Here is a 14,884-nt window from a genome sequence, read left to right on the forward strand (position 1 = left end):
AAAAAAGCTTGAGCAAATTGCTCAAGCTTTTTGAAGATTTATTTACCAGTTTTTTGATAGCCTTGATAACTGTCAGTGTGATATTCATCAACGGTTGATTTATTATTGTTTTTACTGTAAACACTCGTTGATTTTTCACCTTTTTCTTTTTCAATTGCTTCCAGTTGTTGCAATTGGTTCTTGTAATCATAGTCTTCTGGGTTAACTGGTTTTAAGCCGCTATTGGTATAGAAACGAAGCAAGTCACCGTTAGTAATTTGGTCAGACGTTTCTAATTGTTTCGTCGCTTTGGCTTTTAAATCAGCGATTTCTTTCTTAACTTCTTCGGTTGGCTCTGTAATTAAAGTGCCTGTTTTAGTATCGTAAATGCTAGAACCTAAAATAGTATATTTAGGTGTTACAACATTGCCGTTGCGGAAAGCAACGATTTGATTGTGTTGTTTAGAGAATAAATCTTGGCCTAACTGAATGTAGTTTTTCGTATCGACACCAAGCAAGTGTAGAAGGGTTGGTAAGGCATCAACTTGGCCGCCATACGTATGGTTCACACCGCCATTTTCTTGACCAGGAACGTGAATCATATAAGGAACACGTTGCATATTGGCGTTGTCAAAATCGTTCCAATCTGCTTTGGTTTTACCTACTAATTCTGCTAAGTTTTGGTTTCTTGAATTAGAAACCCCATAGTGATCGCCATAAAGAACAATGACTGAGTTTTCATAGAGACCTGAAGATTTCAAGTAGTTAAAGAATTCTTCGACCGCTTTATCTAAATAATTCGCTGTTGCAAAGTAACCATTAATTGTTTCGTCAGAGGTTTTTGCAATTGGGAATCCTGCTTCATCGTTTGTAAATTGAGAATAAGGATAATGATTGGATACAGCAATAAATTTAGAATAGAAGGGTTGTTGTAAATGTTCTAAATATTGAACGGATTGATTAAAGAATGGTTTATCGTGTAACCCATATTGGAATGAGTTATCTGAATTAACATCATAATAACTAGCATCAAAGAAATAGTCATAGCCTAAACGTTTATAGGTTTCATTTCGATTCCAGAAGTTACCGGCATTTCCGTGGAAAGCAGCGCTAGTGTAACCTTGCGTTTGTTTTAAAATATCGGGTGCTGCTTCAAACGTATTTTTCCCACCAACTTGTGTAAAGAGTGAACCTTGGTCTAAACCAAATAGTGAATTTTCAAGTAACGTTTCGGCATCACTTGTTTTTCCTTGACCAACTTGGTGGAAGAAGTTATCAAAGCTAAAGGTACTTTTACTATTGTAAAGACTATTGATAAATGGTGTGACTTCGTGTTCTACGCCATTTTCATCTTTTAATTTGTAATTAACTAAAAATTGTTGGAAACTTTCTAAATGGATATAAATTACATTTTTGCCTTTTGCAATACCAAACTTACTATCATCTGGTGCCGCATATTGTTGTTTCACGTAATCTTCAACTTGTTTCATATCGTTAGCACTAGCTTCGGCACGGACTTGGTTTGTTTGGTAAGTTGTAATGCCATCGTATACGGTAAAGGCATTTAAGCCTAAGAATTTCACGATATAGTCACGAGAGAATTGACGTCCTAATAATTGGGGACGTTCTGTTTCAGCCATAAATAGATTGAATAAGAAAAAGACAACAGAAAGGAGTGTGACAGAGACTGCTACACGTGCGCGGACTGGACGCGCATCTGTTTTAATTTTTTTCGTTAATAATAATACGCCAATAATAATGAAGTCTAAGAAATAAATGACGTCATAAGGTCTAAAGAGACGTAAGGCACTTTCGCCAAGACCGCTAGCTACTTTGCCAGCACCAAGCATCGTATTAACTGTGATGAAGTCAGTAAATTCTCGATAATACACGACATTTGAGAAGAGCAGTAAACTCATCAAGAAGTAAATAATCATCATTGTAATATAAGAAGCTTTTTTACGGCGAACATACAAAGCGATGGCTAATAAAAAGACCGTTGTGGCAATTGGATTAATTAAGAGTATGAAATACTCGTTAATATTTTCCAAACGTAAATGGAAATCAACGGCGTACGCAAAGAGGTTTTTTAGCCACAGTAAGATGGCGATTAGCGAGAATAACCCCAGTCGCGTGTTCAAAATATTTGTTTTAAATAATTTTTTCAAAATAAACGTCCTTTCTAAACGATGATTCTATAAAAGTAAAATTAGGTAAATTTCGTATTTTACAATATCGCTTTAATTTTACTCTTTCACAAATTTTATGTCAATTCTTACCGAAGTGAGGAATGATGATGTTAAAGAAAACTTACTATTTCCTTAAACTTTTTAGTTCGTTAAATGACGTGAAGCTTGAATCCTTTAAAGACAGATGGGTCTTTTTTTGCTATACTAGATAGGACTTTGAAAAGTAGGTGTACAGAATGAAACTTCAAGTAACTAAAAAAGCAGAACATAAATTTAAAAAAGGATATCCTTTAATTCAAAAAGAAGATTTGCAACAAGTGCCGGCGCCGTTGCCAACAGATTGGCTTACTTTGATTGATAGTAAAGGCCAGCGCTTAGCTGAAGGATATTTAGGCGAACAAAATAAAGGCATTGGTTGGTTGCTGTCATGGCATGGACCAATTAATCAATCTTTTTTTCAACAACTCTTTGAAATAAGTCGTGAGAAGCGGACGTCTTTTGAAAAGGATTCGCTGACAACCGCGTATCGATTATTTAATGGAGAAGGGGATGGCATTGGGGGAGTGATCATCGATCGCTATGCAGATTACGCCGTTTTTTCATGGTATAATGAAACCCTTTATCAGAAAAAAGCCGAACTTTTGATGGCGTTTCGCACAGTTTACCCTGACATTATTGGTGCCTACGAAAAGATTCGCTTTTCCACAAAAGATTTACCCGAATCACAGTTTTTGTATGGCGAACAAGCACCCGAGCCATTACTTGTCACTGAAAATGGCGTTCAATTTGCTACCTATTTAAACGAAGGATTAATGACAGGCATCTTTTTAGATCAAAAAGAAGTTCGTGGTCGATTAGTAGATGGTTTTGCAGTAGGTAAAACAGTCTTAAATATGTTTAGTTATACAGGTGCTTTTTCAGTAGCTGCCGCTATGGGAGGTGCCGTGGCCACCACTAGTGTGGATTTAGCTAAACGAAGCTTGCCGAAAACGACTGAGCAATTTGAAGTCAATCATTTAAATCTTGCCCCGCAAAAGATTATTGTTATGGATGTTTTTGACTACTTTAAATATGCTTCACGTAAAGGCTTGAGTTATGACATGATCATTTTGGATCCGCCAAGTTTTGCTCGCAACAAAAAGAAAGTTTTTTCCGTTGCTAAAAATTATGGGGAGCTAGTGAAAGATTCTATTGATATTTTAACGGATAAGGGAACGCTTATTGCCTCAACCAATGCGGCAAATTTATCCTTAGCCAAATATCAAAAAATGGTGATTACTGCCTTGCAAGAGAAAAATGTTCGTTACAAGATTACGGACACGTATCAATTACCGACAGATTTTCAAGTGAATCCTAATTTTCCAGAAGGTAATTACTTAAAAGTCCTGTTTATCGAAATTGAAAAATAATTTTTTACACCAAGCAAAGTCCCAGCGCCGCTAATCGGCATTGGGACTTTTGCTTAGTGTTTATTTTATAGTAACTTTTGGGCTTTTTGGGTGTTTGCAAAATGCAGCTTCGCGTAATTCGCTAATAAGTCTAGGCCGCCTTTTTTCAAAATACGGGCGGCTATTTGGTCTGATTTGCTGCCAGCACCAGAGGGCACAGAGAAACCCAATTCTGCAGATTCTTTGTCTAACTCTTCTAAAAAAGCAGCGCGGCTAATAATAGAGGCGGCAGCAACGGCAACATGATACTGCTCTCCTTTAGTGACGAAGAACAATTTTTCAGTGACTTGATTTTTTTCATTACGAACATATTTCCGATAATTATTTTCAGGCGTGAATTGGTCAATCAAAATCCCTTCTGGCTTTGTGGGAGCCAACTCTTGTAGCAACAGATAAATCGCTTGGTTATGCAAAGCGACTTTCATGTGTACAGCATTGTAGTTTGGTTGGATCTCATTGTATTTTTTTGGTTCAACGATCAATAACTTGTAAGGAATCAGTTCTTTAATGACATGTGACAATTGAATAATTTGTGGGTCGGTTAATTCTTTGGAATCACGAACACCCAATGCTTTTAGTTTGCTAATCATGCTTTTGTCAACATAGGCAGCACAGACAGTTACAGGACCAAAATAGCTACCATTACCGACTTCATCGGAACCTATCACAGACCAGTTGCCAAAATCAGCAGGCAGTGTAGTAGTCTGGGGAGAAATTTTTTTCTTTGGTGTGGTACTCGTTCCTTCCCAACGAGCGGCCTCTTTTTCAGCTTGAGGTCCCTGAAACATGACTTTACCTGATTGATAAGCGGTGATAGTAGTGGTGCCAACCTTGGCCACAAAGACAGTATAAGGGACCGTTTTATTTAAACGATTGGGTTGATAAACAGTGGTCATCTCTGCTAATGTTTTTTTACTAACTTTAATTACGTGATTCTGTGCCATCAATTGTTCCTCATTTCTTGATATTTCTTCTTTACTATAGTAAAGGAAAAACAAGTAAATGAAAAGGTTTTGCGTTAGCTTGTTCCTGAAAATGACAATGTTTAGGAAATGTATAATTTTTTTCTATAGTTGGGCGCTAGTTGTTATCTAAATTTTTATTCAGTGCTATACTGTGGGAGAGAAGGAGACGATGAAAGAGTCGACTAGAACAAGGGGTGATGTGTTTGAGAAGAAAAAAAGAAATGCAAGAAAATGAACCAATAGCAGTGACTGCTAACGCGGAACGCTATTATCCAGAAGATAAACAAGGCTTGACGGCCACACAAGTTGAAGAAAGACAGCGAAAAGGCTTAGTCAATGCTGCCGTCGATACAGAGTTTATCACAACGAAACAGATTGTTATTAATAACGTATTTACGTATTTCAACTTAATTTTTGTGGTACTAGGTGTGTTATTAATGCTGGTACAATCTTATAAAAATATGACCTTTTTGCCAGTAGTAATCATTAATACGGTCATTGGAATTTACCAAGAAATTAAGTCGAAGAAAGTATTAGATAGCTTAAATATTCTAAACGCTACAAAAGTAACCGTTGTAAGGGATGGCCAAGAACAAGAAATTTCGCCAGATGAACTGGTTTTGGACGATGTGGTGCTCTTTAAATCGGGTGAACAGATTTCTGGGGATGCAATTGTCTTATCTGGTGAAGTCCGTGTGAATGAATCCTTGTTAACTGGGGAATCTGATGAGATTACCAAAGTAGCAGATAGTCAACTTTTGTCAGGTAGCTTTATTGTGTCAGGTTCTTGTTATGCAAGAATTGATAAAATTGGCGCTGAGGCCTATGTTCATCAATTAACGCTTGAAGCGAAGTCAATTAAAAAAGGGGAACAATCAGAGATGGTCGGTTCCATTAACCGTTTGGTGAAATGGGTAGGGATTATTATTATCCCGATCGGCTGTGTTCTATTTTTCCAAAGTTATTTCATCAACCATCAAGGGCTTCATGACAGCATTGTCTCCATGGAAGCTGCCTTGATTGGGATGATTCCAGAAGGGTTGTACCTTTTAACAACCGTTGCATTAGCTGCCAGCACAATGCGCTTAGCGAAGCGCGGCGTTTTATTGCACAACATGAAAAGTATCGAATCCTTAGCACGTGTCGATGTGTTATGTGTAGATAAAACAGGAACAATTACTGAAAACACGATGGAAGTCCAAGAGTTGGTTCCTGTGGTGAGTATCGAAAATGATGGTACAGACTTAACCCATGTCGAAAAATTAATTGGCGATTTTTGCCGAACAATGTCAGCTGACAATGATACGATGAAAGCGATGAAAGAATTTTTTGTTACTAATAATCAGAGGGAAGCCGTTAGCTATACCTCGTTTTCGTCTGTCGAAAAATTTAGTAGCGTGACTTTCCCAGAAGCGACGTATATTCTTGGGGCGCCAGAGATGATTTTGAGAGACAATTATGAAATGTATCAATCTGAAGTGGAACATTATACAAGTCAAGGCTATCGCTTATTGGTGTTCGGAAAGTATTTAGGAGAATTTCAAGAAACGTTGACAGCAGAGGTTCAACCTCTAGGCTACATTCTTCTTTGGAATCCGATTCGTAAAGAAGCCAAAGCAACTTTTGAATATTTCGCTGAACAAAATGTGGCCATTAAGGTCATTTCTGGTGATAATCCTTTAACAGTATCCAATGTAGCACAAGCGGCAGGCATTATTGGTGCTGAAAATTACGTGGACGCGCGAACATTAACTACAATGGAAGCCCAGACAGAAGCTTTAGAAAAATACACCGTTTTTGGTCGTGTCACGCCAGAACAAAAGAAACAATTTGTGCTATTGTTGAAAAAATTAGATCATACAGTGGCGATGACAGGGGATGGAGTCAATGATATTTTAGCCATGAAAGAAGCAGATTGTAGTATTGCCATGGCTTCAGGAAATCAAGCTACAGCACAAGCCTCGCAAGTTGTGTTGTTGGATTCTGATTTTTCAACGATGCCGGAGGTTGTCTTTGAAGGCCGCCAAGTAGTTAATAACATTGAACGCTCTTCAAGTTTATTCCTTGTAAAAAATATTTTCTCCTTGCTGATGTCTGTCTTTGCTATGATTTTTGCCGTGACATATCCTTTACAACCGACACAAGTCACATTGATTAGTTTATTTACAATTGGGATTCCTTCGACATTTCTAGCTTTGGAACCAAATCATCGTCGCATTGAAGGGAAATTTCTTTTCAATGTGTTATCAAAAGCAATTCCTGGTGGGTTAACGGATATGTTAGTAGTCGGTGCCTTACTAATTTGTGGTGATATTCTTGCACTTCAAAAAACGGACATTTCAACGACTGCAACATTGTTGCTAGTTTCAGTCGGCTTTATGGTTCTTTATAAAATTAGTTCACCAATGAATCGTTACCGCAAGCGCGTAATGATTGGCTGTTTAATCGGAATGGTTATTACAAGTATTTCCATGAAAAACTTGTTCTCGTTAACTTCGGTATCGCCAACAGCCTTGTTACTTTTAGCCATTCTTTTCTTTGCAGCAGACTCAACTTTCCAACATTTATCAACCATTTCTGAAAAAGTTCAATTATGGTTTTATAAGAAAAGACATTAGGAGCAAAACACCGAGCCAAAATTATTTTGGTTCGGTGTTTTTTGTTTTTTATTGTTGAGAAAAATAAAAACACTTGTACCTAGTTAATCCTTGATAGTATAAACCTAACCAATTATTTTAGGTAGGAAGGATTGAATAAAAATGAAAAAAAGAAGTTTTGTCTATTGGGGAATGTTTTTCATTCTTTTGTCGACGCTGATAACGCCTTTTCTGAAACTTGAAACAGGATATGCGCAAACGGAACCAACTAGTACCAGTGAAACTAATCAAATTTCTGCTACGCCAAATGTAGTGCCGCGTAAACAAGTGGGCAACATTGTGTCAGCGATTCAACTAACGGACAAAGAGGGAAACCCGCTTGGGACCATTAATCAATATACAGACATCTACCTCCGAATTGAGTTCAACTTACCGGATAATACCGTTAATAGTGGGGATACGAGTGTGATTACTTTACCCGAAGAGCTACGTCTCGAGAAAAATATGACCTTTAATGTAGTAGATGATACAGGTGCTGTGGTTGCAATTGCACAGACCGATGTAGCAAATAAAACGGTCACGTTAACGTATACAGATTACGTAGAAAACCATGCCAATATTAGTGGGTCTTTATATTTTACAAGTTTGATTGATTTCGAAAATGTGGAAAATGAATCCAAGATTCCTATTTACGTCACGGTTGAAGGAGAAAAAATATTTGCTGGCGATCTTGATTACCAAGGTGAAGGCGATGATGTTAATGAAAAATTTAGCAAGTATTCGTGGTTTATCGAAGACGATCCAACCGAAATTTACAATGTACTACGGATTAATCCAACAGGGCAAACGTATACTGATTTAGAAGTGGAAGATGTGCTAAAAACAGAAAGTTTAAGTTATATGAAAGACACTATGAAAATTGAACGAGGACAATGGACACTGGATGGAAATGCTATTTGGCAGTTCACGCCAGAGGAAGATATAACTGGTCAGTTGGCTGTCCAGTATGGTCCTGATGACCGTAATTTTTCGGTGCATTTTGGCAATATTGGGACTAATGAATATCGTATCACCTATAAAACCAAAATCGATCATCTTCCCGAAAAAGGTGAAACCTTCACAAATTATGCAAAATTAACAGAAAATCAAACGGTGGTGGAAGAAGTCGAAGTGAGTCGTGTCTCACAAACGGGTGGTGGAGAAGCTAATGGTGAACAATATGTTGTTGAAATTCATAAAGAAGATGAAGCAGGCCAGCGTTTAGCAGGTGCAGAATTTGAACTCATTCGTAACTCAACCAATCAAACAGTGGCCAAAATCACAACAGATCAAAACGGAACAGCGATTGTTAAAGGCTTGTTAAAAGATAACTATACTTTAGAAGAAACCAAAGCACCTATTGGTTACCAACTTTCGCAAAACAAGATTCCAATAACACCTGAAGACTTTGGTAAAAACTTAGTTGCACTGAAAACTGTTGTGAATCATAAGATTTCATATCAACCAGTCGCTGCTTCATTTTTAGCTGGAAAAGTTCTTTTAGGAAAACCACTGAAGGATGCTGAGTTTCAATTTGAATTGTTAGATGAGAAAGGCACAGTACTAGAAACGGTTAGTAACGATACTTTAGGGAAAATTCAATTTTCACCATTAACCTTTGAAACTCCTGGAAACTATCAATACACCATTCGGGAAGTAAACACGCAACAGACAGGTGTTTCCTACGATACGCACAACCTTCAAGTCCAAGTAACCGTCGAGGCGCTTTTAGGAAATCTCGTGGCGACTATTCAGTATGATGGAGGTCAAGTATTTACTAATCACTATACGCCAGAAAAACCAATAGAAAGTACCACACCACCAACGAGTGGGACAACAGATACTACTACGAATTCAACCACAGAAACTACTTCAATAACTATTGAAAAACAGGCGATTCGTAATAAGGAATTGCCAAAAACAGGAGAAACAAAAGAAAACTCGTTTCTTTTCTTGGGTAGCCTTCTTTTGATTCAAGGATTATTTATCTATTTTAAAACGAAAAAATAATCGCTTAGATAGTTTCAGTAATCGAGACAAAATGTGCAAATTTCGAGAGATTTAGCTTGTTCATTTGAGTTTGGAGAGGTTCTGTGCTATACTATCTTTAGCGTAATGATACTAGTTGGGAGTGAGCGGATTTCTGCTCACTCTTTTTGATGGAAAAGTCATCAGGACACGGTTCGTTACATCAATCTCGAAGGAGGCGAAAATTTTGAGTAGTGCTGTGGAAACTGTAACAAAGTTAGTCACACCAATCTTAGAAGAACAAAATTTTGAACTTGTGGAAGTAGAGTTTGTTAAGGAAGGAAAAAATTGGTTTTTACGAGTATTTATCGATAAAGAAGGTGGCATTGATATTGAGGAATGTGCCTTTGTCAGCGAAAAATTAAGTGAAAAACTAGATGCAATGGATCCAGATCCAATTCCGCAAGCGTACTTTCTGGAAGTTTCTTCTCCGGGAGCAGAACGTCCGTTAAAGAAAGAAAGCGATTATGAACAAGCGGTAGGTAAGTACATTCATATTTCTCTTTATCAAGCAGTTGATGGAGAAAAACAGATTGAGGGTACCTTAGTCCATCTTGATTCAGAACAATTAACATTAAGTGTAAAAATTAAAACCAGAGTGAAGGAAATGACTTTTGAACGTAAAAATATCGCAAAAGCTCGTTTAGCCATTCAATTTTAATCAACAGACTCGAATGTAAAAAAAGGTCCACTAAAAGTTTTACTTTTAGCCGGGCCTGTGACAAGTTTTAACGAGAAGTTTTTCCCTTGGAAGAAGAACCACTCGTTCAGCTTTAACGAATCCATAGGAGGAAAAGAAAAACAATGAGCAAAGAAATGTTAAATGCATTAGACGTATTAGAAGCTGAAAAAGGGATTCCTAAAGATACGGTGATTGAAGCGTTACAAGCAGCTTTAGTTTCTGCATATAAAAGACATTATGGACAAGCAAGCAACGTCGAAGTTGAATTTGAACCAAAAAAAGGCAATATTCACGTGTATGCTGTCAAAGAAGTAACAGAAGAAGTATTTGATTCACAATTGGAAGTTTCATTAAAAGATGCCGTTGCATTAAATGGGGCATATGAAATCGGCGACAAAATTCGTTTTGAAGTTACGCCAAAAGACTTTGGCCGCATTGCTGCCCAAACAGCAAAGCAAGTAATTTTACAACGTGTCCGTGAAGCAGAAAGAACAATTATTTATAATGAATTTAGCGAATATGAAAATGACATCATGCAAGGAATTGTTGAACGTCAAGATCGTCGTTATATTTATGTAAACTTAGGTAAAATCGAAGCAGTCTTATCAAAACAAGATCAAATGCCAAATGAATTTTACCAACCGCATGATCGGATTAAAGTTTACGTATCACGTGTTGAAAACACATCAAAAGGCCCACAAGTTTTTGTAAGCCGTAGTCATCCAGATTTACTAAAACGTCTTTTTGAACAAGAAATTCCAGAAGTTTATGATGGAATTGTTGAAATCGTAAGCGTCGCTCGTGAAGCTGGCGATCGTTCAAAAGTAGCCGTTCGTTCAACAGATCCTAATATTGACCCAGTGGGTACCTGTGTTGGTCCAAAAGGCCAACGTGTCCAAGCGATTGTGAATGAATTAAAAGGCGAAAATATGGATATTGTGGAATGGAACGAAGATCCAGCTATTTATATTAGTAATGCCTTGAATCCAGCTCAAGTATTAGATGTTATTTTTGATCCAGAAAATAGCAAAGCATGTACAGTTGTTGTACCTGATTATCAATTGTCATTAGCAATTGGTAAACGTGGTCAAAATGCGCGCTTAGCTGCTAAATTAACGGGCCATAAAATTGATATCAAATCAGAATCTGATATGGCTGAATTTTATGAACAACAAGCCAATCAAGAAGTTGCCGAAGTGGCAGAAGAAATGGATGAAGCAATTATCCATTCAGATATGACGGCAGATGATTACGAAAACTTGGCTGCTGAAGAAGCAGTTGTTGAAGCAGAAATTACAGAAGAATTACCTGAACAAGAATAACGTTTTTGGAGGGTGAAAAAATGAAAAAGAGAAAAATTCCAATGCGTAAATCGGTTGTTTCAGGCGAAATGAAACCGAAAAAAGAATTAGTCAGAATTACTCGCTCCAAAGAAGGCGAAGTGGCCTTAGATCCAACTGGTAAATTACCTGGACGTGGCGCTTACGTTGATTTGGATCCTGCGGAAGTCCAAAAAGCTTGGGATAAAAAAATTCTTGATCGTGTCTTAGAAACAAAATTAAGTGATGAATTTTATCAAGAACTATTGGATTATGTAACGCACCAAAAAGCCCGCAAAGAGTTGTTTGGCGATGGAAAATAAAACCAAAATTTTGAACCTTTTAGGTTTAGCAATGCGCGCCGGTAAATTAGTCACAGGCGAGGAATTAACCCTTAAAGATATTCGTGCAAACAAAGCGAAATTTGTGTTTGTTGCGCAAGATGCCAGTGAGAATACTAGAAAGAAAATCAAGGACAAAAGTTCTTATTATAATGTTCCTGTTAGCGAACTGTTCAGTCAATTCGAGCTCAGCCAAGCGATTGGGCGACCACGAATGGTTATCGGAGTAACTGATGCAGGATTTGCCACCAAAATCAAGGAATTACTAAAAGGTTAGGAAGGTGATTGCATGGGAAAAAAAAGAATTTATGAACTAGCAAAAGAAATGAATAAAGCAAGCAAAGACGTTGTCGATAAAGCGCATCAATTAGGTATGGATGTTAAAAACCATATGGGCGCAATTAGTTCCGAGCAAGAAACAAAGCTTCGTCAAGCATTCGGAGGAGGAAGTACCGTAAATACTCAATCAAAAGCAACAAACAACCAAAAGCAACAAACAACACAAAATAAACCAGCCAATAAGAAACCAATGAACAATAAACCTGGTGAACAAAGAAATAACCAAAATCGTCCAAACAATCAATCAACGAATGGACAACAAAGAAACAACAACAACCAAAATCGTCACGGCCAAAGCAACACACAAAACCGTAGCAATCAAACAAATACAAACAATCAAAACCGCAATACCCAAAACAATAACGGTTCTACAACGAATCAAAATCGGACCAGCCAAAATAACAATGGCGGGAACAACCAAAACCGTGGCGGCCAAAACCGTAACAACAATTTTGGTGGCGGTCAAAATCGTAATAACCGGAATAACTTTAATAACCAAAACCGCAATCGTTTCAATAAAAAAGGGAAAAAAGGCAAACATCAACAAGAATCAGCGAAGCCAGCAGTACCAGCACGTAAATTCCGTGAATTACCAGATGTTTTAGAATATACAGAAGGTATGAACGTGGCGGATATTGCGAAAAAAATCCACCGCGAACCAGCGGAAATCATCAAAAAATTATTTATGATGGGTGTCATGGTTAACCAAAACCAAGCCCTAGATAAAGATACAATTGAATTATTAGCTGTGGACTATGGCATGGAACCGCAAGAAAAAGTCCAAGTTGATATTGCGGACATTGATAAATTCTTCGAACCAGAAGCAGTTGTTGAAGAAAACTTAACTACACGTCCCCCTGTTGTCACAATCATGGGACACGTAGACCACGGGAAAACAACATTATTAGATACATTGCGCCATTCTCGTGTGACTTCAGGTGAAGCGGGCGGAATCACGCAGCATATTGGGGCCTATCAGTTAGATATTGATGGCAAACCAATTACGTTCTTAGATACACCAGGACATGCGGCCTTTACAAGTATGCGCGCGCGTGGTGCCAGCATCACTGATATTACCATCTTAGTTGTTGCAGCGGACGATGGAGTAATGCCACAAACAATCGAGGCGATTAACCATGCCAAAGCGGCAAAAGTGCCGATTATTGTAGCAGTTAACAAAATTGATAAGCCTGGTGCGAACCCTGATCATGTGAAACAAGAATTAAGTGAACATGAATTAATTCCTGAAGAATGGGGCGGAGATACGATTTTCGTCAATATTTCAGCGAAATTCAATCAAAACATTGATGAACTATTGGAAAATATTTTACTGATTGCTGAAGTAGAAGACTTAAAAGCTGATCCAACGCAAAAAGCAATTGGAACAGTGATTGAAGCGCGCTTAGATAAAGGTAAAGGTCCGGTTGCGACATTACTCGTTCAACAAGGAACTTTACATGTTGGTGATCCAATCGTTGTTGGTAATACTTACGGACGTGTTCGTGTGATGACCAATGACATGGGCCGCCGTGATAAAGAAGCAGGACCAGCAACTCCTGTGGAAATTACCGGATTAAATGATGTTCCTCAAGCGGGTGATCGTTTTGTAGTCTTTGAAGATGAAAAAACAGCACGTCAAGCAGGGGAAGAACGAGCTAAACGTGCGTTACTTGAACAACGTTCAGCAAGTAGCCGTGTGACATTGGATAACTTATTTGAAAGTCTAAAAGAAGGCGAATTAAAAGAAGTTAATATTATTGTCAAAGCAGACGTACAAGGATCTGCCGAAGCCGTTTCAGCAAGTTTACAAAAAATTGATGTAGAAGGTGTTCGTGTGAAAATTGTTCACGCGGCAGTTGGGGCCATCAATGAAAGCGACGTAACTTTAGCCGCAGCAAGTAATGCGATTATTATCGGCTTTAACGTTCGCCCAACACCACAAGCGAAACAACAAGCAGAACAAGAAGAAGTTGATATTCGTTTACACCGTATTATCTATAAAGCCCTAGAAGAAATCGAAACAGCGATGAAAGGGTTATTAGATCCAGAATTTGAAGAAAAAATTACGGGTCAAATGACGGTTCGTGAATTGTACAAAGTATCTAAAGTTGGCACAATCGCTGGCTGTTATGTTACGGAAGGCTTTATTCGCCGCGATAGTGGCGTGCGTGTCATTCGTGATGGTATTGTTATTTATGAAGGTAAATTAGCAAGCTTGAAACGCTTTAAAGATGACGTGAAAGAAGTTAAACTTGGTTTTGAATGTGGTGCTATGATTGAAAACTTCAATGATTTACGTGTAGATGATGCGATTGAAGGCTTCATTATGGAAGAAATCAAACAATAATTTTAGTAATTGGAGGAAGACACTATGGCAAATTATCGTGACCGTCGTGTAGGCCAAGAAATCATGCGTGAAGTGAATGATATCTTGAACAAACGCATCAGAGATCCACGCGTCCAAGGCATCACTATTACAGATGTTCGTGTGACCGGTGATTTACAACAAGCAACGATTTATTACAGCTTGTTATCTGATTTAGCTTCCGAACAACAAAAAGCTCAACAAGGCTTAGACAAAGCCAAAGGACTGATTCGTAAAGAATTAGGACAACGGTTAACCTTGTATAAAACACCAGAGTTGATTTTTGAAAGAGACGAATCTGTCCAATACGGAAATCACATTGATGAGTTGATTCGTAAGTTGAATCAAGGTGAATAATTAAAAAGAAAAAGCACACCATTCGTCTGGTGTGCTTTTTCTTTTCATGATTTCTTGATAAAATAGTCATGGAGGTGCAAAGATGAAAAGAATTGTTGCTTTCTATAAAAATGGAGATCGCTATTTAAAAGAAAAGGGTTCAGGTAAAAGTTCCCTGTACTTTTTTCTTTTCTTCTTTATACTACATAGTATGCGAGAACGTATTATTCAGTTCATCGGATTTTGGCCGTCATTTA

At 37.8% G+C, this 14,884-nt stretch carries 11 protein-coding genes; 9 read left to right on the forward strand and 2 right to left on the reverse strand.

Annotation, left to right across the window (positions count from 1 at the left end; all coding sequences use genetic code 11):
- Window positions 1-38: 38 nt before the first annotated feature.
- The gene (locus tag AB3I34_RS01335) at window positions 39-2,147 is read right to left on the reverse strand and encodes an LTA synthase family protein (protein WP_010712344.1); all 2,109 of its coding nucleotides are present in this window, start codon (window positions 2,145-2,147) and stop codon (window positions 39-41) included.
- A gap of 257 nt (window positions 2,148-2,404) precedes the next feature.
- On the opposite strand from AB3I34_RS01335, the gene AB3I34_RS01340 reads away from it, so the two are divergent.
- A complete protein-coding gene (locus AB3I34_RS01340) occupies window positions 2,405-3,577 on the forward strand; it encodes a class I SAM-dependent rRNA methyltransferase (RefSeq protein WP_010712345.1) in 1,173 nt (390 codons plus the stop codon).
- 65 nt (window positions 3,578-3,642) lie between these two features.
- On the opposite strand, the gene rnhC is transcribed toward AB3I34_RS01340, so the two are convergent.
- A complete protein-coding gene (gene rnhC / locus AB3I34_RS01345) occupies window positions 3,643-4,560 on the reverse strand; it encodes a ribonuclease HIII (protein ID WP_010712346.1) in 918 nt (305 codons plus the stop codon).
- Window positions 4,561-4,778: 218 nt separating this feature from the next.
- Between rnhC and AB3I34_RS01350 the strand changes: the two genes are divergently transcribed.
- From AB3I34_RS01350 to rbfA, 8 genes are all read left to right on the forward strand, one after another.
- The gene (locus AB3I34_RS01350) at window positions 4,779-7,199 is read left to right on the forward strand and encodes a cation-translocating P-type ATPase (RefSeq protein WP_085444141.1); all 2,421 of its coding nucleotides are present in this window, start codon (window positions 4,779-4,781) and stop codon (window positions 7,197-7,199) included.
- A 141-nt stretch (window positions 7,200-7,340) separates the two neighbouring features.
- Window positions 7,341-9,227, forward strand: coding sequence for an Ig-like domain-containing protein (locus AB3I34_RS01355; RefSeq protein WP_010712347.1), 1,887 nt, complete (start codon window positions 7,341-7,343; stop codon window positions 9,225-9,227).
- A gap of 205 nt (window positions 9,228-9,432) precedes the next feature.
- Window positions 9,433-9,906, forward strand: a complete 474-nt coding sequence (rimP, locus tag AB3I34_RS01360; RefSeq protein WP_002357863.1) for a ribosome maturation factor RimP — start codon at window positions 9,433-9,435, stop codon at window positions 9,904-9,906.
- A gap of 143 nt (window positions 9,907-10,049) precedes the next feature.
- A complete protein-coding gene (nusA, locus tag AB3I34_RS01365) occupies window positions 10,050-11,249 on the forward strand; it encodes a transcription termination factor NusA (RefSeq protein ID WP_002357862.1) in 1,200 nt (399 codons plus the stop codon).
- Window positions 11,250-11,269: 20 nt separating this feature from the next.
- Entirely contained in the window at window positions 11,270-11,569 is a 300-nt protein-coding gene (locus AB3I34_RS01370; protein WP_002363794.1) for a YlxR family protein, read from the forward strand.
- A complete protein-coding gene (locus AB3I34_RS01375) occupies window positions 11,559-11,864 on the forward strand; it encodes a YlxQ-related RNA-binding protein (protein WP_002357860.1) in 306 nt (101 codons plus the stop codon). The genes AB3I34_RS01370 and AB3I34_RS01375 overlap by 11 nt, the downstream gene beginning before the upstream one ends.
- A 12-nt stretch (window positions 11,865-11,876) precedes the next feature.
- Entirely contained in the window at window positions 11,877-14,273 is a 2,397-nt protein-coding gene (gene infB, locus AB3I34_RS01380; protein ID WP_002357859.1) for a translation initiation factor IF-2, read from the forward strand.
- A gap of 24 nt (window positions 14,274-14,297) precedes the next feature.
- Window positions 14,298-14,648: a 30S ribosome-binding factor RbfA gene (gene rbfA / locus AB3I34_RS01385; RefSeq protein ID WP_002360497.1), complete on the forward strand. Its 351-nt coding sequence runs from the start codon at window positions 14,298-14,300 to the stop codon at window positions 14,646-14,648.
- The last annotated feature ends 236 nt before the right edge of the window (window positions 14,649-14,884 follow it).

The organism is Enterococcus sp. C102(2024), from assembly GCF_040888205.1.
In the GTDB taxonomy this organism is placed as follows: domain Bacteria; phylum Bacillota; class Bacilli; order Lactobacillales; family Enterococcaceae; genus Enterococcus; species Enterococcus faecalis.